The organism is Streptomyces sp. NPDC005181, from assembly GCF_040608395.1.
Lineage (GTDB): Bacteria > Actinomycetota > Actinomycetes > Streptomycetales > Streptomycetaceae > Streptomyces.
In genome coordinates this window covers 1-19,986 of record NZ_JBEXID010000016.1, presented here as the reverse complement: position 1 = coordinate 19,986, position 19,986 = coordinate 1, and the positions used below count along the sequence as shown (strand labels likewise).

At 69.7% G+C, this 19,986-nt stretch carries 15 protein-coding genes and 1 pseudogene; 8 read left to right on the top strand and 8 right to left on the bottom strand.

Going from position 1 to position 19,986, the window contains the following annotated elements; all coding sequences use genetic code 11:
- Positions 1 to 206 precede the first annotated feature (206 nt).
- Positions 207 to 707 carry an Rv3235 family protein gene (locus ABZV38_RS13555; protein ID WP_356326962.1) on the top strand — a complete coding sequence of 167 codons (501 nt, stop codon included), beginning with the start codon at positions 207 to 209 and terminating at the stop codon, positions 705 to 707.
- A gap of 143 nt (positions 708 to 850) precedes the next feature.
- On the opposite strand, the gene secA is transcribed toward ABZV38_RS13555, so the two are convergent.
- Positions 851 to 3,676 carry a preprotein translocase subunit SecA gene (secA, locus tag ABZV38_RS13550; RefSeq protein WP_356326961.1) on the bottom strand — a complete coding sequence of 942 codons (2,826 nt, stop codon included), beginning with the start codon at positions 3,674 to 3,676 and terminating at the stop codon, positions 851 to 853.
- Positions 3,677 to 3,916: 240 nt separating this feature from the next.
- Between secA and ABZV38_RS13545 the strand changes: the two are divergent.
- Both ABZV38_RS13545 and ABZV38_RS13540 read left to right on the top strand, forming a co-directional pair.
- Positions 3,917 to 4,552: pseudogene (locus ABZV38_RS13545) on the top strand (GNAT family N-acetyltransferase); the annotation flags it as partial.
- Positions 4,553 to 4,589: 37 nt separating this feature from the next.
- Positions 4,590 to 5,765 carry a crosslink repair DNA glycosylase YcaQ family protein gene (locus tag ABZV38_RS13540; RefSeq protein WP_356327044.1) on the top strand — a complete coding sequence of 392 codons (1,176 nt, stop codon included), beginning with the start codon at positions 4,590 to 4,592 and terminating at the stop codon, positions 5,763 to 5,765.
- A gap of 13 nt (positions 5,766 to 5,778) precedes the next feature.
- Here ABZV38_RS13540 and ABZV38_RS13535 read toward each other — a convergent pair whose 3' ends face one another.
- The 7 genes from ABZV38_RS13535 to mtnA all read right to left on the bottom strand — a co-directional run bounded on the left by ABZV38_RS13535 (position 5,779) and on the right by mtnA (position 14,277).
- Positions 5,779 to 6,534, bottom strand: coding sequence for a response regulator transcription factor (locus ABZV38_RS13535; protein WP_356326960.1), 756 nt, complete (start codon positions 6,532 to 6,534; stop codon positions 5,779 to 5,781).
- 183 nt (positions 6,535 to 6,717) lie between these two features.
- Entirely contained in the window at positions 6,718 to 7,407 is a 690-nt protein-coding gene (raiA, locus tag ABZV38_RS13530) for a ribosome-associated translation inhibitor RaiA (RefSeq protein ID WP_356326959.1), read from the bottom strand.
- 327 nt (positions 7,408 to 7,734) lie between these two features.
- Entirely contained in the window at positions 7,735 to 8,460 is a 726-nt protein-coding gene (locus tag ABZV38_RS13525; RefSeq protein ID WP_356326958.1) for a ComF family protein, read from the bottom strand.
- Between the two features lie 93 nt (positions 8,461 to 8,553).
- Complete coding sequence (locus ABZV38_RS13520; RefSeq protein WP_356326957.1) at positions 8,554 to 10,419, bottom strand: LpqB family beta-propeller domain-containing protein; 1,866 nt, start codon at positions 10,417 to 10,419, stop codon at positions 8,554 to 8,556.
- Positions 10,409 to 12,436, bottom strand: coding sequence for an MtrAB system histidine kinase MtrB (mtrB, locus tag ABZV38_RS13515; protein ID WP_356326956.1), 2,028 nt, complete (start codon positions 12,434 to 12,436; stop codon positions 10,409 to 10,411). The genes ABZV38_RS13520 and mtrB overlap by 11 nt, the downstream gene beginning before the upstream one ends.
- 1 nt (position 12,437) lies before the next feature.
- Positions 12,438 to 13,127 (bottom strand): two-component system response regulator MtrA, encoded by a 690-nt coding sequence (gene mtrA / locus ABZV38_RS13510; protein WP_007448372.1) that lies wholly within the window; start codon positions 13,125 to 13,127, stop codon positions 12,438 to 12,440.
- A gap of 4 nt (positions 13,128 to 13,131) precedes the next feature.
- On the bottom strand, positions 13,132 to 14,277 hold the full coding sequence (mtnA, locus tag ABZV38_RS13505) for an S-methyl-5-thioribose-1-phosphate isomerase (protein WP_356326955.1): 1,146 nt from the start codon (positions 14,275 to 14,277) through the stop codon (positions 13,132 to 13,134).
- A gap of 140 nt (positions 14,278 to 14,417) precedes the next feature.
- On the opposite strand from mtnA, the gene ABZV38_RS13500 reads away from it, so the two are divergent.
- From ABZV38_RS13500 to ABZV38_RS13480, 5 genes are read left to right on the top strand one after another with little or no spacing between them, the layout of a single operon-like run.
- Positions 14,418 to 15,617: a hypothetical protein gene (locus ABZV38_RS13500; RefSeq protein WP_356326953.1), complete on the top strand. Its 1,200-nt coding sequence runs from the start codon at positions 14,418 to 14,420 to the stop codon at positions 15,615 to 15,617.
- A 4-nt stretch (positions 15,618 to 15,621) separates the two neighbouring features.
- A complete protein-coding gene (locus ABZV38_RS13495) occupies positions 15,622 to 16,311 on the top strand; it encodes a DUF4129 domain-containing protein (RefSeq protein WP_356326952.1) in 690 nt (229 codons plus the stop codon).
- Entirely contained in the window at positions 16,308 to 17,525 is a 1,218-nt protein-coding gene (locus tag ABZV38_RS13490; RefSeq protein ID WP_356326951.1) for a DUF4350 domain-containing protein, read from the top strand. The genes ABZV38_RS13495 and ABZV38_RS13490 overlap by 4 nt, the downstream gene beginning before the upstream one ends.
- The gene (locus ABZV38_RS13485) at positions 17,522 to 18,523 is read left to right on the top strand and encodes a MoxR family ATPase (RefSeq protein WP_356326950.1); all 1,002 of its coding nucleotides are present in this window, start codon (positions 17,522 to 17,524) and stop codon (positions 18,521 to 18,523) included. Before ABZV38_RS13490 ends, ABZV38_RS13485 begins: the two co-directional genes overlap by 4 nt.
- A gap of 10 nt (positions 18,524 to 18,533) precedes the next feature.
- Positions 18,534 to 19,844, top strand: a complete 1,311-nt coding sequence (locus ABZV38_RS13480; RefSeq protein ID WP_356327043.1) for a DUF58 domain-containing protein — start codon at positions 18,534 to 18,536, stop codon at positions 19,842 to 19,844.
- The last annotated feature ends 142 nt before the right edge of the window (positions 19,845 to 19,986 follow it).

Genomic DNA, 19,986 nt, shown 5'->3' with positions numbered 1-19,986 from the left:
GTCCACCCGGCAACCGCCTGTCACCCTCCCCACGCCCTCCCAGAGCCTTGTGGCACCGGGCCCGTCACCCGGATAGGTGAACTTCACGCACCGCGGCCGGCGGCCCTTCGGCACTTGCGGCCGCATCCGCCACCGCCGTAGAAGATCCACAGCAGAAGTTACCGCCCGGTATGAAGCCGGGCCTCGGATCACGGGGGCGATCAACAATGAGCGTGAACAGGACCCGGCCCGCCGGACGCCACGACCAGCGCAGGCCCGAGACCGTACCGTCGCAGCGCCGCCGGGCCCCTCAGCGGATGCTGCGCCCGCACCACTGGTTCGCGGAGCGCCTCCTGGCGGTACTCAGCGGCCAGCGCCCGGTGCACTGGATGCTCGGCCACACGATCGGCGAGGCGTACGACCAGCTCGCCGAACTGGCCCCGACCACCCCACTGAGGGCACGCGGCGCCCGCCCGGTGGTACGCCAGTGCCACGGCGCGCAGCCTGCCCCGGGCGTGGTGGAGGCCTGCGCGAGCATCGCGGCGGGCGAACAGGTACGAGCCATGGCCTTCCGCCTGGAACAGGGCCCCGACCTGCGCTGGCGCTGCGCGGCGGTAGAACTCGGCACCACACCACATCCCACCGCACCCCGCACACACCCGTCCAGCACGCCGAGCCGCTCCCCCGGAGTAACCCCGTCCGCCACTCCGAGCCCGTCCGGCGATTGAGGGCAAAGCGCCCGCCGGGCGCCCCCGGCCCCCGTCCCGCCCCCCACACACGGCTGGGGCCGGACACCCCTCGGTGTCCGGCCCCAGCCGCCCTGCAAGACAAACCCACGCCGAAAAGCCGCAGGCGCTACCGCAACCGTGAACTACTTCTTGCGGCGCCGCCCGCCCCCACCGCTCTTCTGCGCCCTGCGCCGCTCCGCCCGGGTCAGCCCGTCCGACTCCGACACCGCTCCACCGTCACCGTTGGAGAAGTCGCCCTCGACGATGCCGCCCTCCCCGTCCACCGTGGGAGCGGAGAAGTGCAGCCGGTCAGGACGCTGCGGAGCGTCCAGCCCCTTGGCGCGGATCTCCGGACGCGCCCCGGCCGGAACCGCGGCGTCCTCCTTGGACAGCGACGGCCGCGCGGCCGCATCCTGCACCGGAACCTCCTCGACCTGCTGCTCGACCTGGACCTCCAGGTTGAACAGGTAGCCGACGGACTCCTCCTTGATGCCCTCCATCATGGCGTTGAACATGTCGAAGCCCTCGCGCTGGTACTCGACCAGCGGGTCCTTCTGCGCCATGGCCCGCAGGCCGATGCCCTCCTGGAGGTAGTCCATCTCGTAGAGGTGCTCACGCCACTTGCGGTCCAGGACGGACAGCACCACACGCCGCTCGAGCTCACGCATGATGTCCGAGCCGAGCTGCTTCTCGCGCTCGTCGTACTGCTCGTGGATGTCGTCCTTGATGGACTCGCCGATGAACTCGGCGGTGATCCCGGCCCGGTCCCCGGCCGCGTCCTCCAGCTCGTCGGTGGTGACCTTCACCGGGTAGAGCTGCTTGAACGCACCCCACAGCCGGTCGAGGTCCCACTCCTCGGCGAAGCCGTCGGCGGTCTCCTGCCGGATGTAGTCGTCGATGGTGTCGTCCATGAAGTGGCGGATCTGCTCCTGCAGGTCCTCACCCTGCAGGACGCGACGGCGCTCGCCGTAGATGACCTCACGCTGCCGGTTGAGCACCTCGTCGTACTTCAGGACGTTCTTACGCGTCTCGAAGTTCTGCTGCTCGACCTGCGACTGCGCGGACGCGATGGCCCGCGTCACCATCTTGTTCTCGATCGGGACGTCGTCCGGCACATTCGCCATCGACATGACGCGCTCGACCATCTGCGCCTTGAACAGCCGCATCAGGTCGTCGCCCAGCGACAGGTAGAAGCGGGACTCGCCCGGGTCGCCCTGACGGCCGGAACGACCGCGCAGCTGGTTGTCGATACGCCGCGACTCGTGCCGCTCGGTACCGAGCACGTACAGCCCGCCGAGCTCCTTGACCTCTTCGAACTCCGCCTTCACGGCCTGCTCGGCCTTCTCCAGCGCGGCGGGCAGCGCGGCCGCCCACTCCTCGACGTGCTCGACGGGGTCGAGACCGCGCTGGCGCAGCTCCGCCTCGGCGAGGTCGTCGGGGTTGCCGCCGAGCTTGATGTCCGTACCGCGGCCGGCCATGTTCGTCGCGACCGTGACCGCACCCTTACGGCCGGCCTGGGCGACGATCGTCGCCTCACGGTCGTGCTGCTTGGCGTTGAGGACCTCGTGCTGCACACCGCGCTTGGAGAGCTGCTGCGAGAGGTACTCGGACTTCTCGACCGAGGTGGTGCCGACCAGAATCGGCTGGCCCTTCTCGTGCTTCTCCGCGATGTCGTCGACGACCGCGGCGAACTTCGCGACCTCGGTGCGGTAGATCAGGTCGGACTGGTCCTGGCGGACCATCGGCCGGTTCGTCGGGATCGGCACGACGCCCAGCTTGTAGATCTGGTGGAACTCGGCGGCCTCGGTCATCGCCGTACCGGTCATGCCGGAGAGCTTGCCGTATAGGCGGAAGAAGTTCTGCAGGGTGATCGTGGCGAGCGTCTGGTTCTCGTCCTTGATGTCCACCCCTTCCTTCGCCTCGATCGCCTGGTGCATGCCCTCGTTGTAGCGGCGGCCGGCGAGGATACGGCCGGTGTGCTCGTCGACGATCATGACTTCGCCGTCGATGACGACGTAGTCCTTGTCCTTCTTGAAGAGTTCCTTGGCCTTGATGGCGTTGTTGAGGTACCCGACGAGGGGGGTGTTCACCGACTCGTAGAGGTTCTCGATGCCGAGCCAGTCCTCGACCTTCGCGACACCGGGCTCATGGATGGCGACGGTCCGCTTCTTCTCGTCGACCTCGTAGTCGCCGGTCTCCTCGATACCCTTGAGCGGGTTGCCGGCCTCGCCCTTGGTCAGGCGGGTGACCAGCTTGGCGAAGTCGCCGTACCACTTGGTGGCCTGGTCGGCCGGGCCGGAGATGATCAGCGGCGTACGGGCCTCGTCGACGAGGATCGAGTCGACCTCGTCGACCACGGCGAAGTTGTGGCCGCGCTGGACGAGCTCGTCCGCGGACCACGCCATGTTGTCGCGGAGGTAGTCGAAACCGAACTCGTTGTTCGTGCCGTACGTGATGTCGCAGGCGTACTGCTCGCGGCGCTGGGCCGGAGTCATGTTGGCCAGGATGCAGCCGACGGTCAGGCCCAGGAACTTGTGGACCCGGCCCATCATTTCGGAGTCGCGCTCGGCCAGATAGTCATTGACCGTGATCAGGTGCACGCCCTTGCCGGAGAGCGCATTGAGGTACGTAGGCAGGGTGCCGACGAGGGTCTTGCCCTCACCGGTCTTCATCTCGGCCACATAGCCGAGGTGCAGGGCCGCGCCGCCCATCATCTGGACGTCGTAGTGGCGCTGTCCGAGGACACGCTTCGCGGCCTCTCGGACCGTTGCGAATGCCTCGGGAAGCAGGTCATCCAGGCTCTCGCCGTCCGCGTACCGTTCCTTGTACTCGTCGGTGAGCGCCCGCAGCTCGGCGTCGGAGAGGTTGACGAAGTCCTCTTCGATGGAGCTGACCTGGTCCGCGATGCGGTGCAGTTTGCGCAGGATCTTGCCTTCGCCTGCACGCATGAGCTTGTTGAAGACGGACACTGAGGCTGGTCTCCTTGCCGGTCGGGCCTGGCACTGGGTCGTGTTACGGACGCTGGCGCGGGCACGGCAGGTGGGCCCCACCGCAACGGCCATCGTAAGCGAGGACCCCGCCTCGTCGGGAGGGCTGCCGCCGCGTTGCCACCACTGTGCCCTTCCGAGTCAACGGACAGAGGGCCCCGAAGGTGCCGAGAACCCCGAAAAGTGTTCGCATCACCGTCGGCGCCTGACCAGAATCCGTACATGGAGCCGATCACTCTCACCACCGAGCGTCTGCTGCTGCGCCCCTTCCACGCGGGCGACGCGGACGAGGTGCATGCCGCCTGTCAGGACCCGGACATCCAGCGCTGGACGGTTGTCCCGTCCCCGTACACCCACGCCGACGCTGAACTCTTCGCCCTGAAGCTGTCCCCCGGCGGCTGGCAGGACGACTCGATGTACAACTTCGCGGTGGTCCTGCGCGACGGCGGGGCCATGACAGGCGCGCTCGGCATCAACCGCCGCAACCTGCACGGCACGTACGAGGTGGGGTTCTGGACCGCGAAGGAGCACCGCGGTCTCGGCTACATGACGGAGGCGGTACGGACCGCGGCCCACTGGACCTTCACCTCGCTCGGCGGGGACCGGCTGGAGTGGCGGGCCGAGGTCGGCAACGAACCCTCGCGGGCCGTGGCGCGGCGGGCGGGCTTCCGCATGGAGGGCGACCAGCGGTCGGGGCTGCTGAACAAGGGAGTACGGCGGGACATCTGGGTCGGCGCGCTGCTCCCGTCCGACCTGGGCCTGCCGGGCGCGCACCCGTATCTCCCGGCCACGGCCACCTCGGCCGGCCTCTCCTCCGGCATGGCCCCCGGGCTCCCCACAGATCTGTCCACCGCTCCGTGAACGGATGTCAGTGCCGCCCTCTAGGGTGCGAGGCATGACGCCAGTGCCGCCTCCCGCCGCCGAACTCTCCGCCGACCAGGCCCGCAGAATCGCCCTGCGCGCCCAGGGCTTCCTCGGCGCGCCGGACCGCCGGGCCGGGGTGCCGGGCGTGCTGCGGCACCTCGGTGCCGTACAGCTCGACACGATCTCGGTGCTGGCCCGGTCGCACGAACTGATTCCGTACGCGCGCCTCGGCGCCGTCGGCCGACGCACGGTCGAGGACGCGTACTGGTCGGCCGGCCGCAGCTTCGAGTACTGGTCGCATGCGGCGTGCATCCTGCCGGTCGAGGAGTGGCCGCACTTCGCGTTCCGCCGCCGCGCCTACCGCTCGCGCCCGCACTGGCACCACGACCTGCCGGACGGGGCCTACGACGCGGTGATCAAGCAGTTGCGCGCCGAGGGTCCGCTGACGGCGACGGAGCTGGGCGGCGCGAAGAATGGCGGAGAGTGGTGGGACTGGTCGGCGTCGAAGGTCGCCGTCGAGCGGGCCCTGATGTACGGCGAGGTGGTGTGCACCGAGCGGCGCAGCTGGAAGCGGGTGTACGACCTCGCGGAGCGCGCCCTGCCCGATGCCGTACTGCACGACGATCTGGACGACACGGAGTGCCTGCGCCGGCTGGTCGCGCTCGCGGGGCAGTCGCTGGGGGTCGGCACCCGCGCGGACATCGCGGACTACCACCGGCTCAAGGGCGAGCAGTTCGACGCGGTGGTGGCGGACTCCGGTCTGGTGCCGGTGACGGTGGAGGGCTGGGCGAAGCCCGCCTGGGCCGACCCGGCGGCGCTGGCATCGGAGCCCCGCGGACGGCACCGTACGACGCTGCTGTCGCCGTTCGACTCACTGATCTGGGAGCGGGCCCGGACGGAGCGGATATTCGGCTTCACGCACCGCCTGGAGGCGTACGTCCCCAAGCCCAAACGGATCCACGGCTACTTCGCGATGCCGCTGCTGGCCGGCGGCAAGCTGCAGGGCCGGGTCGATCCAGCGCGCGAGGGCACGACGCTGGTCGCCCGGCAGGTCTCCCTGGCGGGCAGGAAGGCCGTGGCGCCGATGGCCGAGGCCCTGGTGGAGGCGGCGTCCTGGGTCGGCTGTACGGACGTACGGCTGGAGCGGGTCGACGCACCGGAGCTGCGCGAGCCGCTCGCCCAGGAAATCGCCCGCGCCCTCAATTGACCATGCCGTTGCTTTACCTGATCTCGAGGATCTTCTCCCGCATGGCATAGACCACTGCTTCCATCCTGGAGTGCAGCTGCAGCTTCTCCAGAATGTTGCGGACGTGGTTCTTCACGGTGTTCTCGGAAATGAACAGCTCCTTCGCGATATCGCGATTGTTCATGCCCGTGGCAACCAGTTTGAGGACTTCGAGCTCCCGGTCGGTCAGCCGCGGCGCCGGCACCAGTCGGCGCTCGTCGGTCCGCTGGATCATCGACTTGAACTCGGTGAGCAATTTGGACGCCATGGACGGGCTGATCTGGGACTGTCCGTCGGCTACCGCACGGATTGCCGTGGCCACCTCGTCCGTGGAGATCTCCTTGAGGAGATAGCCGGTGGCGCCCGCCTTGATCGCGTCGTAGAGGTCGGCCTCCTCGTCGCTGATCGTCAACATGATGATCTTCGCGCTGGGGGCCACCTCCTTGATGGACGTGCAGGCCTCGATGCCGCCCCGCTTGGGCATGCGCACATCCATCAGCACGATGTCGGGCAGCAGATCGGCCGCCTTGTCGACCGCCTCCGCCCCGTCACCCGCCTCGCCGACGACCTGGATGTCCTCCTCCTGGGCGAGGACGATCTCCAGGCCTCGGCGGAAGAGCGCATGGTCGTCCACCACCAGAACGCGGATCGGCTCCTTGTGGGAACCGCTGTCCGTGTCCGCGCCGGTATCGGCACCGGCAGCGTCGTCTCCGTCATTCGCATCGCGCACGGGCCCGAAGGTGTCCGCCATCGTTCCTCCCCCTGAAGGCCATGGCCTGAAGTTCACAAACACTCCGCCAACGGCATTTCACAGAACACCGATTGGCTTGGGACGCCATGATTTCATGCCTGGACGTCAGAACGGTGGTCCTGTCGTCGCACGCGGGTGCCCCTGGCGCGATTTACGCCCCAGGGGCACCGCCGATGCGGGGCGTCAGCCGCCGAGCGCACCGCCCGCGCCGCCCGCCTCGTCAGCGGCCAGCGGGTCGGTCCTCAGATGAATGACACCGTAGTCGTAAGCATGCCGCCGGTAGACGACACTGGGCTCCTTCGTCTCGGAGTCGACGAACAGATAGAAGTCGTGCCCGACCAGCTCCATCTCGTACAACGCCTGGTCGAGCGTCATCGGTGCCGCGACGTGCGTCTTCTCGCGCATCACCAGCGGTCCTTCGCCCTGTACCTCGAGCGAGCCGATCCTGGTGATGGGTACAGACGGGCCGGCGCCGTCGCCGGCCAGGTCGCCCTCGCTGTTGAAGGACGCCGTACCCGGCACGGTCTCGGCGACTTCGGCAGCGGGAATCCGGCCGTTGCCACGGCGGCTGAAGCGCTTGTCGTGCTGCTTGCGCAGCCGCGCCTCCAGCTTCCCGGTGGCCAGGTCCAGCGCTGCGTACGGGTCGCCTGCGGCCGCTTCAGCGCGGATGACCGGCCCACGCGAGCGGAGCGTGATCTCCACCCGGTCGGAGCGGTCTGCCTGACGGGGGTTTGGCTCCTTGGACACCTCGACGTCGAGGCTGATCACCTTGCCGTCGAACTTCTGGATCTTGTCCAGCTTCAGCTTCTCGGCCACGTGCTTGCGGAACCGCTCGGGCACCTCGGTCTTGCGGCCCTTGACGACGATGTCCACGCAGAACTCCGTTCCCGGATCGCTCCGCTCAGCGGCGGAGCATCTCCCTTTTGCACCAGGCCCCGGTGGTCGCCGGAGCCGCGGACTCGGTGACTTCCACCTCCTCCTCCCCCGTCGGGGAGGTCTCCACCCCACCGATCTTTTTGAACGCCTGGACTACCGGTGAGTCGCCTGCCCGAAACCTCGTGGTGCACTCGTCGAGGTCTGGCATTCACCATTCCTCACAACCGAACATAGCCTGATCGGCCGGATGTCGGCACCCGCTACTCGCACGTACCTCCGTTCAGGGCCCTTTACCCACTCACTACCTGCAACGATGCAGGCTGACTAGCAGTTCCGGTTTATTTCGAAGGCAGACGGCGACGCTGCGACAACGGCCGCCAGCCCCGATCCGGAACCCGGTCCTCTGCGCCCGCCCGCGGTTTCGACCGCCCGTGCAGCCTCCGTCAGCGAGGCCCCGGTCGTCAGAAGGTCGTCCACGAGCACTACCCGTTCGGCCGCAAGCAGCCGCTCACCACCGGCCACCACCTCCAGCGCACCCGCCAGATTCGCCTGCCGCTGCCGGGCGTCGAGCCCCGACTGATCGGCCACCGGGCGCCGTTGCCGCAGCACCGGAACCACCCTGGCCGGCACCCCGCCACGCCTCAGCTCCCCCGCCGCGGCCAACGCGATCCGGCGCGCCGGATCGTGCCCGCGCGCCGCAACGGCCCGCCGCGCCGACGGCACGGGTACGAGCAACAGCGGCCCCGGACCGCCCACGTGCCCCGTCCCGTCCCGCACGGCACCCGCCAGCGCCTTGCCGAGCGCCCTCGACAGAGGAAGCGCGCCACGCTCCTTGTGTGCCAGGAGTACCGCCCGTACGGCGTTCTCGTACGCGGCGGCGGCATGCACCACCGGCAGTCCGGCGGGCTCCGGCGTGGGTCTCACCCGTTGCGGCACCACGCCGTACAGCGCCGCCCTGCACTCCTCGCACAGCTCGCTGCGCGGCCTGCCGCAGCCACCACAGGCCACCGGCAGCACCAGCCCGGCAATCTCCCGCCACCACCCCCGCATATCTCCACTGTGCCCCCGGCTCACGAACCCGGCCACCCCTGTGGAAAACGCAGGCGCCCTTGCGCAAGGCCCGTTCACCGACGCGCGCAGGCCTCAGCCCGGGTAGACCAGCGACGAGCCTTCCTTGAGCACCGTCTGCCAGTTGTCACCCGGCGACAGCTTCACTATCCCGTCACCCTCGGTGTCCGCCATCAGCGGCAACTGCTCGTCGTCCGCCGCCGCGACCGCCGACACCTGGTTCACCCCGGGCAGCACCCCCGAGGCCGGTGCCGAACCGTCCGCCTGCACATAGCGCACCTGCTGCACGCCGCCCTGCTCCTTACCGACCACCACGAGACGGCTCCGGCCCGACCAGGACATCGCGGTCACGTCCGCCAGCTGCGGCGCGGCCTGCCGCAACTCCACGACGGAGACCTCCTGCTTCGAGGCCGGTGCCTGACGCTCGATCCGGCCGATCTTCAGCGTGGTGTGCCCGTCCTTGGTCAGCAGCAGCGCGATCCGCACCCCGTCCGCCGACAGCCGCAACGCCTCCAGTCGCGCGCCGTCCAGGCTCGGCACCGTGACCTCCGACGGCTTACCGGCACCGCCGGCCAGCCGCAGCAGCCGGGAGTTGTCCGGGTCCCGGTCGGCCACCCAGAGATCGCCCCGGCCGTCCCAGCTGGGCGCCGACAGACGGTCGTTCAGATTCTTGCCGTTGCTGGTCACCGCGGGCGCGGGCAGCTCGCCCTCCGCGACGATGGAGGACACGTACAGAGACTCGTTGTTCTGCGAGACCGCCGCCGCCAGCTGCTCGTCACGGGCCACGCCGACCGTGCTCATCTGCACCGGCCCGTCACCCAAGGGGCCGGTCACCGGCACCGGATCGCCGCTGCCCCTGTTGGATCCCGGGATGCTCTGGACATGCCCCTTGGCATCGACGAAGTACTGGCTGTCGGGCCCGCCCGACGAACCGTCCGGAGCGAACTCCTCCGCCTGATCGGCGCCCAGCACACACAGCGGGGAGTTGTCGGACCGCTGGAGCTCCACCTGCTCGACCCGGGCGGACGTCAGGTCCCGCACGGTGAACAGCACCTGAGAGGCCATCATGCGGCAGGAGCGCTGCCCGACGTTGTCCGCCTTCTTGTTCAGCGGAACCTTCAGGACACTGCGGTCGTCGGGCGCCAGCGAGGTGACGCCCCTGCGCAGCGCCGTACCGGTGGGGAAACGGGTGTCGACCACCGGCCGCAGCCAGTCGGTCGGCCCCTCGACAAGACTGCGGACCGTCTGCGTCACGGTGTCCATTCCCGTGACGGGATCCGTGCGGTTGCGTACGTAGACGGGGTCGGCAACCAGCGTGGACTGTCCAGCCGCCCGCCCCGCGGCGAAGTAGTACTTGTTGACGGAGCGGTAGAGACGCTTGAAGTCGGACTGGCCGAGCAGCAGACCGTCCGGCACGAGGTCGATGCGCCACTCCTTGCCGTCCGGCCCGTTCTGCCGCACAAGGTGCAGGGTCCGGTTGAACTCCGTGGGCGCGACCGGCTGGTAGGCGCTCTGCGCGTCGACCGTCGCCACCTTCTCGCCGGTCAGGGTGTAGCTGAGCTCCGTACTGCTGCGGTCGCTGTCGCGGACCGTGCGGTCGCTGCGGTTCGGCGCCTTGGAGAGCACTGTGGTGAATGCGCTCGGCTTCCAGATGCCGGCCGCCTTCTTCGTCAGGTACTTGCGGGTGGTCCTGAATCCGGGGTCATCGCTGGTCATGGACTCCAGGAAGCCGTCGACCACCTCGTTGGGGGTGGCGTTGTCGCGCGGCGCCACTGCGTACACCTGGACCTGGGAGTCACCCAGCTGTGAGGCGTCGACCGCCTTGACGTCCCCGGTGACGGGCATCGAGCCGCACGCGGACAGCAGCACGATGCCGCACCCCAGCAACGCGGTCAGCCCCACCGCCCGTCCACGGCCGTCCTGACGACGGTCAGTGCCCACGAGTCGTGTCCTCCCGCTCCGGGTGGTGCGCAGCAGATTCGATGTCGCCACCCGGCCGCTCGTCGGCGGGGCGTGCGACCACCCGGGCGCCGCTGCCCGGCAGAGCCGCCGGATGCACCGAAGCGGGCGCCGTAAGGGGAGCCAAGGGGGCACGCGCCGGTACGGGCAGTGGCGACCGGTCGGGGCCGGACTGCTGGGCCGGTACAGCGGCCAGCCGGTGCTCACTGCCGGTCGTGACGCCGTCCGCGGCCCGCTCCCGGTTCTCCCGGTTGCGGCGCGAGTCCTCGGGCTCCAGTGGTATCGGCGATCCGCGCAGCGGCTCGTCCGCCGTGCGCGGCAGGGTCAGGCGGAACTGCGAGCCGCCGCCCGGCTCGCCCCACGCCTGCAGCCAGCCGCCGTGCAGCCGGGCGTCCTCGACGGCGATCGACAGCCCGAGACCGGTGCCGCCCGTCGTCCGGGCCCGCGCCGGGTCGGCGCGCCAAAAACGGTTGAAGACCCGGGTCGCCTCCCCCGGCTTGAGACCCACGCCGTAGTCCCGGACGGCGACGGCGACCGCTCCTCCGGCCACCCCCATCCGCACCACGACATCCCTGCCCTCGCCGTGCTCGACGGCGTTGACGACCAGGTTGCGCAGCACACGCTCGACCCGCCGCGCGTCGGCCTCCGCGATCACCGGCTGCTCGTCCCCGACCACCCGGATCCGGGTGCCCTTGCGCTCGGCGAGCGGCTCGGCGCCGCCGATCACCCGTCGTACGACCTGCCGCAGGTCTATCGGCTCGGCCTCCAGCGCTGCGGCGCCCGCGTCGAACCGGCTGATCTCCAGCAGATCGGAGAGCAGCGACTCGAACCGGTCGAGCTGGTCCCCGAGCAGCTCGGCGGAGCGCGCCGTCACGGGGTCGAAGTCGACGCGCGCCTCATGGATGACATCGGCGGCCATCCGTACGGTCGTCAGCGGTGTCCGCAGCTCGTGCGAGACGTCCGAGACGAAGCGCCGCTGCATCCGGGAGAGCTCCTCCAGCTGCTGGATCTTCAGCTGGAGGTTCTGCGCCATCTTGTTGAAGGCCTCACCCAGCCGGGCGATGTCGTCCTCGCCGGTGACCTTCATCCGCTCCTGGAGCCGGCCCGCGGAAAGCCGCTCGGCGATCCCCGCCGCCATCCGCACGGGTGTGACGACCTGCCGCACCACGAACCAGGCGATGGCCCCGAGCAACACGACCACGAACAGTCCCGCGGTCGCCAGGGTGCCCTTGACCAGGGTCAGTGACTTCTCCTCCTGCGTGAGCGGGAAGAGGTAGTAGAGCTGGTACGGATTGTGGTCGATGTCGTACAGGCGCTTGCCCACAACGAGCCCGGGCTGCGACTCCTGCCCGTTCGCGTACCGGATCAGTGAGTACGTCTGGAACGCACCCGGCCCCTTGTCCACGGCCTCCCGCAGGCTCTGCGGGACGCTGGCCGCTTCCACGCTGCCCGAGCCGCGCGGCGCACGGGTGCCGTCGTCGGCGCTGAGCGCCACCACGTTGAAGGCGTTCTTGCCGCCACTGGCAAGTTGATCGACGAGCTCGGTCCGCCACGAGTTGTTGGCGGTCGCCCCGTCACCGGCATCGCCGCCCTGCCCGCCGGGGGTGGTGAGCGGAGCGTTCGCCTTGTCCTGGGCCGCCGCGAAACCACCCGCGGCCTGTGTCTGGGCAGCCTTGCCCTTCGCGTCGAGCAGGCCGTTGCGCACCTGCCCGATCACGACCAGGCCGAGCAGCAGCACCACACCGAGCGACATGAGCAGCGTGCCCGCGACGACCCGCAGCTGGAGGTTGCGCCGCCACAGCCGGACGGCGGGCAGCAGCGGACGCCGCACCCAGCGCATCAGCAGTCGCGGCACGGGACCGCCGGGCGCCCGGTCGTGGAACAACCGGCCGCCCTGCAGAAACCTCCCCAACGGCGAAGGTCCACGTCCCGAACCGGCAGCCCGCCCCGTACGGACTCCCGGCTCCCCGGGCTTCGGAGCAGCGCTACCCAGGGACATGTCAGCTCGGTCCGGCCTTGTAACCGACACCTCGGACGGTCACCACGATCTCCGGCCGCTCCGGGTCCTTCTCGACCTTGGAACGCAGCCGCTGGACATGCACATTCACCAGGCGGGTGTCGGCGGCATGGCGGTATCCCCACACCTGCTCGAGCAGTACTTCACGGGTGAAGACCTGCCACGGCTTGCGGGCGAGCGCGACCAGCAGGTCGAACTCCAGCGGGGTCAGGGCGATGGACTGCCCCTCCCGCTTCACCGAGTGACCAGCGACATCGATGACCAGGTCCCCGATGGTCAGCTGTTCCGGTGCCGGCTCCTCCGACCTGCGCAAACGTGCCCTGATCCGGGCAACCAACTCCTTAGGTTTGAACGGCTTGACGATGTAGTCGTCGGCCCCGGACTCCAGGCCCACCACCACATCGACCGTGTCGCTCTTAGCCGTGAGCATGACGATCGGCACACCCGACTCGGCCCTGATCAGCCTGCAGACCTCGATGCCGTCCCGTCCGGGCAGCATGAGATCCAGGAGAACCAGGTCCGGCTTGGCCTCACGAAATGCGGCAAGTGCCTTGTCGCCGTCCGCTACGAACGACGGCTCGAACCCTTCACCACGCAGCACAATCCCGAGCATCTCGGCCAGTGCGGTGTCGTCGTCGACGACAAGGACGCGTCCCTTCATAATCGACATCATCCCATTAGCTAATCGTTATCTGCGATGACCTGGCACACAGCTCTGCCAGTCCGACCCCCGTGACCGGGGAAACTGCGCCCTCCTCCGTGACGATCGCCGTGATCAGTTCCGGCGGCGTGATGTCGAATGCTGGGTTGTACGCCTGGGTTCCCAGCGGTGCCACGAGCAGTCCGCCCGCCTCGCCGCCGCCCGACCCGAGCTGCGGAGATGTGAACTCCGTCACCTCCCGGCCGGGACGCTGCTCCACAATGATCGACGCCCCGTCCGCGGTCCCCAGATCCACGGTCGTGGTCGGCGCCACCACAATGAACGGCACATGGTGGTATTTGGCAAGCACCGCCAGCGGATAACTCCCGACCTTGTTCGCCACGGACCCGTCCGCCGCGATGCGGTCGGCGCCGATGAGCACGGCATCGACCTCCCCCGCGGCAAACAGCGAACCCGCCGCGTTGTCCGTGAGCAGGCTGTACGCCATCCCGTTGCGCGCCGCCTCATAAGCGGTCAGCCGAGCCCCCTGCAACAGCGGACGCGTCTCGTCCACCCAGAGCCTTCGCAGCCGCCCCTCCCGGTGCGCGCGGAGCGCCACCGCGAAGGCCGTGCCCTCACCGCCCGAGACGAGCGCTCCCGAATTGCAGTGGGTCAGCAGCTGATGCCCACTGCCCGGCAGCAGCTCGTCGAGCAGCGCGAGTCCGTACTGCGCCATGCGCCGACTGGCCTCGGCGTCCTCCCGGTGAAGTGCCTTGGCCTCCGCCAGCGCCACCGCGGCCGCCCGCTGCGAATCCGCGCCCTTGTCGAGGGCCGCCCAGTACGCCCCCGCCACACGGCGCACCCCGTATCCGAGGTTCACGGCGGTGGGTCGCGCCCGCTCCAGCAGCCCCGCAGCCTCCCCGACGTCATCGCCCCGGACAGCAGCCAACGCCACCCCGTAGGCCCCGGCGATGCCCAGCAACGGCGCCCCGCGCACAGCCAGCGTCTGAATCGCCCGCACCAGCGCGGGCACATCCGCACACACCAGCCCGACCTCCTCGACGGGCAGCCGCGTCTGGTCGAGGAGCACCAGTGCAGCGCCTTCCGCAGGCTCGTCCCAACGGATGGAGGGAAGCGCGGAAGGCTCGATGCCCACCGGCGATTGCGCGTCCTGATCAGCCATCCGCCCAGTCTGCCCGGTGAGCCGCCCACAAATGAAGGTGCGAAGGAGATCGAGCACCCGGCCCGTACCGGACCAACGCGTGGCACGATGGCTGCCAACCTGCCGCCCCGATGAGCGGACAGGACCGTGAAGGAGCGAGAATGAACGACACTCCGGGCTGGGCCTCGCCCGGATCTGCCCCCTCCGACGGCCAGGAGGCGGGCGTCCCCCGGCCTTCCGCGCCCGTGGACGGCAGCGGCCACGCCGGGAACTGGTCTCCCACGCAGCCGCCCACAGGGCAGTGGTCCCCACCGAGCAGCCACGGCACCGGCCACGGCGCACCACCACCCGTCCCCGGCTGGGGCAGCAGGCCGCAGGGATCCGGCTGGGGTCGGCCACCCGCGGCAAAGCCCGGTGTCATCCCGCTCCGTCCGCTCGGCGTCGGCGAGATCCTCGACGGTGCGGTGTCCGCCATGCGCGCCCACTGGCGCACAGTCCTCGGCATCACGCTCACCGTCTCCGTGATCGCCCAGATCGCCATCATCCTCGTGCAGCGCTACCTGCTGCCGAAGCCGGCGTCGGTCGACCCGAACGCGACCGGCGCGGAAGCACTCCGCCAGGCCGCCGACTCCGCCCAGTCCACCGTGATCTACAGCGCCCCATCCACGCTCATCACCCTGATCGCGACACTCTTCACCACATCCATGCTCACCGTGGTGATCAGCCGCTCGGTGCTGGGCCGCTCCGTGACGCTCTCCGAGGCATGGGCCGAGGCCCGGCCCCGCCTGCTCCAGCTGCTGGGCCTGACCCTGCTGCTGGCCCTGATGGCCGCCGGAATCATGGCAGTGGGTGTGCTGCCCGGTGCGCTGATGGGCTCCACCGCAGGCGTCGGCCTCGTCCTCATCGGCTTCATGGCCGCCTGTGCCGTCGTCATCTGGCTGATGGTCCGCTTCTGCCTCGCCTCGCCCGCGCTGATGCTGGAACGGCAGTCGATCATCGTCTCGATGCGCCGGTCCGCAAAGCTGGTCCGGGGCGCCTGGTGGCGGATGTTCGGCATCCTGCTCCTCACCTGGCTCCTGACGCTCATCGTGACCCTGATCATCGCGGTCCCGTTCGGCATCATCGCGATGATCGTGGACGGCGACGGACTGAGCACCTTCCTCACCGGCGAGTCCACCGAATTCGGCTGGCCGTTCCTGATCATCTCGGGCATCGGCGAGGTCATCATCTCGACGATCACCTACCCGCTGTCCGCCGGTGTGATGGCTCTGCTCTACGTGGACCAGCGCATCCGCCGCGAGGCACTCGACCTCGAACTCGCCCGGGCCGCCGGCCTGCCCGGCTACAACACCAGGAGCTGATGCCGTGTCGGGGGCGGGGGGCACCACAACAGCACAGCTACTGATCCACGCGAGCAGCGACGTACCGGTGGACACCCCGCGCGTCCCCGCTCGTGAGGCGGCGAAGCACGAGCTGTCCCATCCGATGTACCACGAGAACGACCCGAACCTCCTCCAGCGCGGCCTCGACCGCCTGTGGGGGTGGCTCGGCGACCTCTTCGCCACGGCCTCGAACGCCGCCCCGGGCGGACCGCTCGGACTGATCGTCCTCGTACTGGTGGTCATCGGCCTGGTCGTCGCGCTCTGGTGGCGACTGGGCACCCCGCAACGCACCTCCCGCACCACCGACGCCCTCTTCGACGACAGCCCGCGCAGCGCAGCCGAACACCGCACGGCCGCCGAGGCGCACGCTGCCGCCCAGCACTGGAACGAGGCCGTCCAGGAGCGCATGCGGGCCATCGTGCGCTCCCTCGAGGAACGCGCACTCCTCGACCCACGCCCCGGCCGCACGGCCGACGAGGCCGCCGCCGAGGCGGGCCGCTCACTGCCCGGACACGAGATACCGCTCCGCGCCGCCGCCCGAGACTTCGACGACGTCACATACGGCGGCCGGAGCGCCGGCCAGCAGACGTATCTGACCGTGCAGGCCCTCGACCTCGACCTCGAGGACGCCAAGCCCCTGCTGACCACCGCGGTCCGGGGGGCCGCCGAGTGACCGCAGTCGCCACCACCGCGTCCCCCACCTCGGCCTCCCTCTCTGCCCGCCAGGTCTGGACCCGCACCCGCGGTCTGCTGTTCGCCCTCCTCCTTCTCGTAGCGGCCGGAATCGTGCTGGCCACCGCACGCTCCGGCGACCAGCACGGCCGACTCGACCCCCGCTCGGCCGACCAGCACGGCAGTCGGGCCGTCGCCGAACTCCTCAAGGACCGCGGTGTCTCCGTCCGCGTGGCCACCACGCTCGACGAGGCCACTGGGGCAACCGGCCCCGACACCACCCTGCTCGTCACCGCACCGAACCTGCTGACGCCGCATCAGCAGAACGAACTCCGGGCCGCGACCGTCGACTCGGCCGGCCGCACCGTCCTCCTCGCGGCAGACCCTCTGTCCACGGACGCACTGGCCCCCGGCGTCCGCGCGAACTCCTCCGGCCCGGTAACAACCCGCACACCGCAGTGCTCCCTGCCCGCAGCCCGCACAGCGGGCGACGCCGACACGGGAGGTTTCCGCTACACGGCGGACGGACTCGACACCATCGGCTGCTACCCCAGTGGCAACCTCCCCACCCTGCTCCTCGTCCAGGAGAAGGGCGCCGCCGACACCGTCCTCCTCGGCTCGCCCGATCTGCTCTACAACAACAGGCTCGCCAGCCAGGGCAACGCCTCCCTGGCCCTTCAACTCCTCGGCTCCCGCCCGCATCTGGTCTGGTACCTCCCCTCGCTCGCTGATCCCTCCGCCGCCCGGAACAGCGGCAGTGCTGGCGACGGCACGGGCGACGACCGCAGCTTCATCGACCTCATCCCGTCGGGCTGGCTCTGGGGCACCCTGCAGCTCGCAGTCGCCGCAGCGCTCGCCGCCATCTGGCGCGCCCGCCGACTGGGCCCCCTGGTCACCGAACGGCTGCCCGTGGCCATTCGCGCCTCCGAATCCACCGAGGGCCGTGCCCGCCTCTACCGCAAGGCGAACGCCCGCGACCGGGCCGCCTCCTCACTGCGCTCCGCCACCCGCACCCGTATCGCACCCCTCATCGGGGTCTCCCCACGCGATGCACACTCCCCCTCCGTGCTCCTCCCCGCCGTCTCCGCGCGCCTCAGCACCGCTGAAGGCGGCCTGGACACCCTGCTCTTCGGCCCGGCTCCGGCCGACGACGCCACCCTTGTCCGTCTGGCAGACCAACTCGACACCCTCGAAAGAGAGGTACGCACTTCATGAGCGCCCCGCCCCCAGTGCCCGCCGGGACAACCGAGACCGTCGGGGACGACGACACAGCCCGCGCATCCCTGGAAGCTCTGCGCTCCGAGATCGCCAAGGCCGTCGTCGGCCAGGACCCGGCCGTCACCGGGCTGGTCGTCGCACTGCTCTGCCGAGGCCACGTCCTGCTCGAAGGCGTTCCCGGCGTAGCCAAGACCCTCCTGGTCCGCGCCCTGGCCGCCTCACTCGAACTCGACACCAAGCGTGTGCAGTTCACCCCCGACCTGATGCCGAGCGACGTCACCGGATCCCTCGTCTACGACGCCCGCACGGCCGAGTTCTCCTTCCAGCCCGGGCCGGTCTTCACCAACCTCCTTCTGGCCGACGAGATCAACCGCACGCCCCCCAAAACGCAGTCCTCCCTCCTGGAGGCAATGGAGGAGCGCCAGGTCACCGTCGACGGAACCCCTCGCCCTCTGCCGGACCCTTTCCTGGTCGCCGCCACCCAGAACCCCGTCGAGTACGAGGGCACATACCCGCTCCCCGAGGCCCAACTGGACCGCTTTCTCCTCAAACTGACGGTGCCGCTGCCGTCCCGCGACGAGGAGATCAACGTCCTGACCCGCCATGCCGATGGCTTCAACCCCCGCGACCTGACGTCAGCAGGCGTGCGCCCCGTCGCAGGCCCCGCCGACCTGGAGGCCGCCCGCACCGCGGTCGCCAGGACCACGGTCTCCCCCGAGATCACTGGCTATGTCGTCGATATCTGCCGTGCCACGCGTGAATCCCCCTCGCTCTCCCTCGGTGTCTCCCCCCGAGGCGCAACCGCCCTGCTCTCCACGGCTCGCGCATGGGCCTGGCTCACCGGCCGTGACTACGTCATTCCGGATGACGTGAAAGCCCTGGCACTCCCCACGCTCCGCCATCGCATCCAGCTGCGGCCCGAGGCGGAGATGGAAGGAGTCACCCCCGACTCCGTCATCACCGCGGTCCTCGCCCACGTCCCCGTACCCCGATGAGGCGGTGACCGTGGCCCTCACCGGACGAACCGCGCTGCTCGCCGCTCTGGGGTCACTCCCTGTAGGCATCCTGGCCCCGAGCTGGACAGGCATGCTCGCGGTCAATGCCCCGCTCTCTCTAGCAATTCTGTGCGACTACGCCCTGGCGACGCCAGTACGAACGCTCCAGTTCACCCGATCCGGTGACACAACCGTTCGACTCGGTGACGGCGCAGAAGTACAACTGACCGTAACCAATCCCTCACGTCGCCGGCTGCGCGCGCATCTCCGTGACGCCTGGCCCCCCAGCAGCTGGCTGACCGGCACCGAGCAGGCCGCGTCCCGTCACACCTTGGACATCCCGGCCGGCGAACGCCGTCGCGTCATCACGCTTCTGCGCCCCACGCGTCGCGGCGACCGCCGAGCCGAACGCGTCACCGTCCGCTCCTACGGGCCACTGGGCCTGGCTGCCCGGCAGGGAAATCACCACGTCCCGTGGACGGTGCGCGTCCTTCCGCCCTTCACCAGCCGCAAGCATCTGCCGTCCCGCCTTGCCAGACTCCGCGAACTAGACGGCCGCACCAGTGCCCTCACCCGCGGCGAAGGCACGGAGTTCGACAGTCTGCGCGCCTACGTCCCTGGCGATGACACCCGATCCATCGACTGGCGGGCAACAGCACGTCAGTCCGCTGTCGCCGTCCGTACGTGGCGCCCTGAGCGGGACCGCCATATCCTCATCGTTCTCGATACGGGCCGTACCTCGGCGGGCCGGGTCGGTGATGTGCCCCGGCTCGACGCAGCCATGGACGCGGCTCTGCTCCTCACCGCTCTCGCGACACGCGCCGGCGACCGCGTCGACCTACTGGCCCACGACCGCCGCACCCGCGCCCAGGTCCAGGGTCGCGCCGCAGGAGAGGTCCTGTCGGCCATGGTCACGGCGCTGGCCCCCCTCGAACCGGAGCTCGTGGAAACAGACGCTCGGGCTCTCAGCGCCACTGCCCTGGCAAGTGCCCCTCGTCGGTCTCTGATCGTGCTTCTCACCAGTCTGGACGCGGCCCCCATCGAAGAGGGCCTGCTCCCTGTCCTCCCCCGGCTGACCCAGCGCCACACGGTCCTGGTGGCCGCGGTGGCCGACCCGCACATCGAGGAGATGGCAGGCGCCCGAGGGACAGTGGACGCGGTCTACGAAGCTGCAGCGGCGACACAGGCCCAAGCCCAGCGACGTCGCACTGCGGAACAGCTCCAACGCCAGGGCGTAGTGGTCGTCGATGCCACACCGGACAATCTCGCCCCGGCTCTCGCCGACGCCTATCTCTCCCTCAAGGCAGCAGGCCGTCTCTGATCCCACTCGGCAACCATGGATTCACGCCGAGGCGCCATGGTTTCCGATCTGCCCGTGAACGCAGGAAAGCCCCGCACCAGAGGTGCGGGGCTTTCCCGGAATAATTGTTCGGCGGCGTCCTACTCTCCCACAGGGTCCCCCC

What these genes read in the sequence shown, in the direction of transcription:
- ABZV38_RS13555 (WP_356326962.1), top strand. Translation starts at nt 207, where the DNA reads ATGAGCGTGAACAGGACCCGGCCCGCCGGACGCCACGACCAGCGCAGG.
- ABZV38_RS13540 (WP_356327044.1), top strand. Translation starts at nt 4,590, where the DNA reads ATGACGCCAGTGCCGCCTCCCGCCGCCGAACTCTCCGCCGACCAGGCC.
- ABZV38_RS13535 (WP_356326960.1), bottom strand. Translation starts at nt 6,534, where the DNA reads ATGGCGGACACCTTCGGGCCCGTGCGCGATGCGAATGACGGAGACGAC.
- ABZV38_RS13525 (WP_356326958.1), bottom strand. Translation starts at nt 8,460, where the DNA reads ATGCGGGGGTGGTGGCGGGAGATTGCCGGGCTGGTGCTGCCGGTGGCC.
- mtrB (WP_356326956.1), bottom strand. Translation starts at nt 12,436, where the DNA reads ATGTCCCTGGGTAGCGCTGCTCCGAAGCCCGGGGAGCCGGGAGTCCGT.
- mtrA (WP_007448372.1), bottom strand. Translation starts at nt 13,127, where the DNA reads ATGATGTCGATTATGAAGGGACGCGTCCTTGTCGTCGACGACGACACC.
- mtnA (WP_356326955.1), bottom strand. Translation starts at nt 14,277, where the DNA reads ATGGCTGATCAGGACGCGCAATCGCCGGTGGGCATCGAGCCTTCCGCG.
- ABZV38_RS13500 (WP_356326953.1), top strand. Translation starts at nt 14,418, where the DNA reads ATGAACGACACTCCGGGCTGGGCCTCGCCCGGATCTGCCCCCTCCGAC.
- ABZV38_RS13485 (WP_356326950.1), top strand. Translation starts at nt 17,522, where the DNA reads ATGAGCGCCCCGCCCCCAGTGCCCGCCGGGACAACCGAGACCGTCGGG.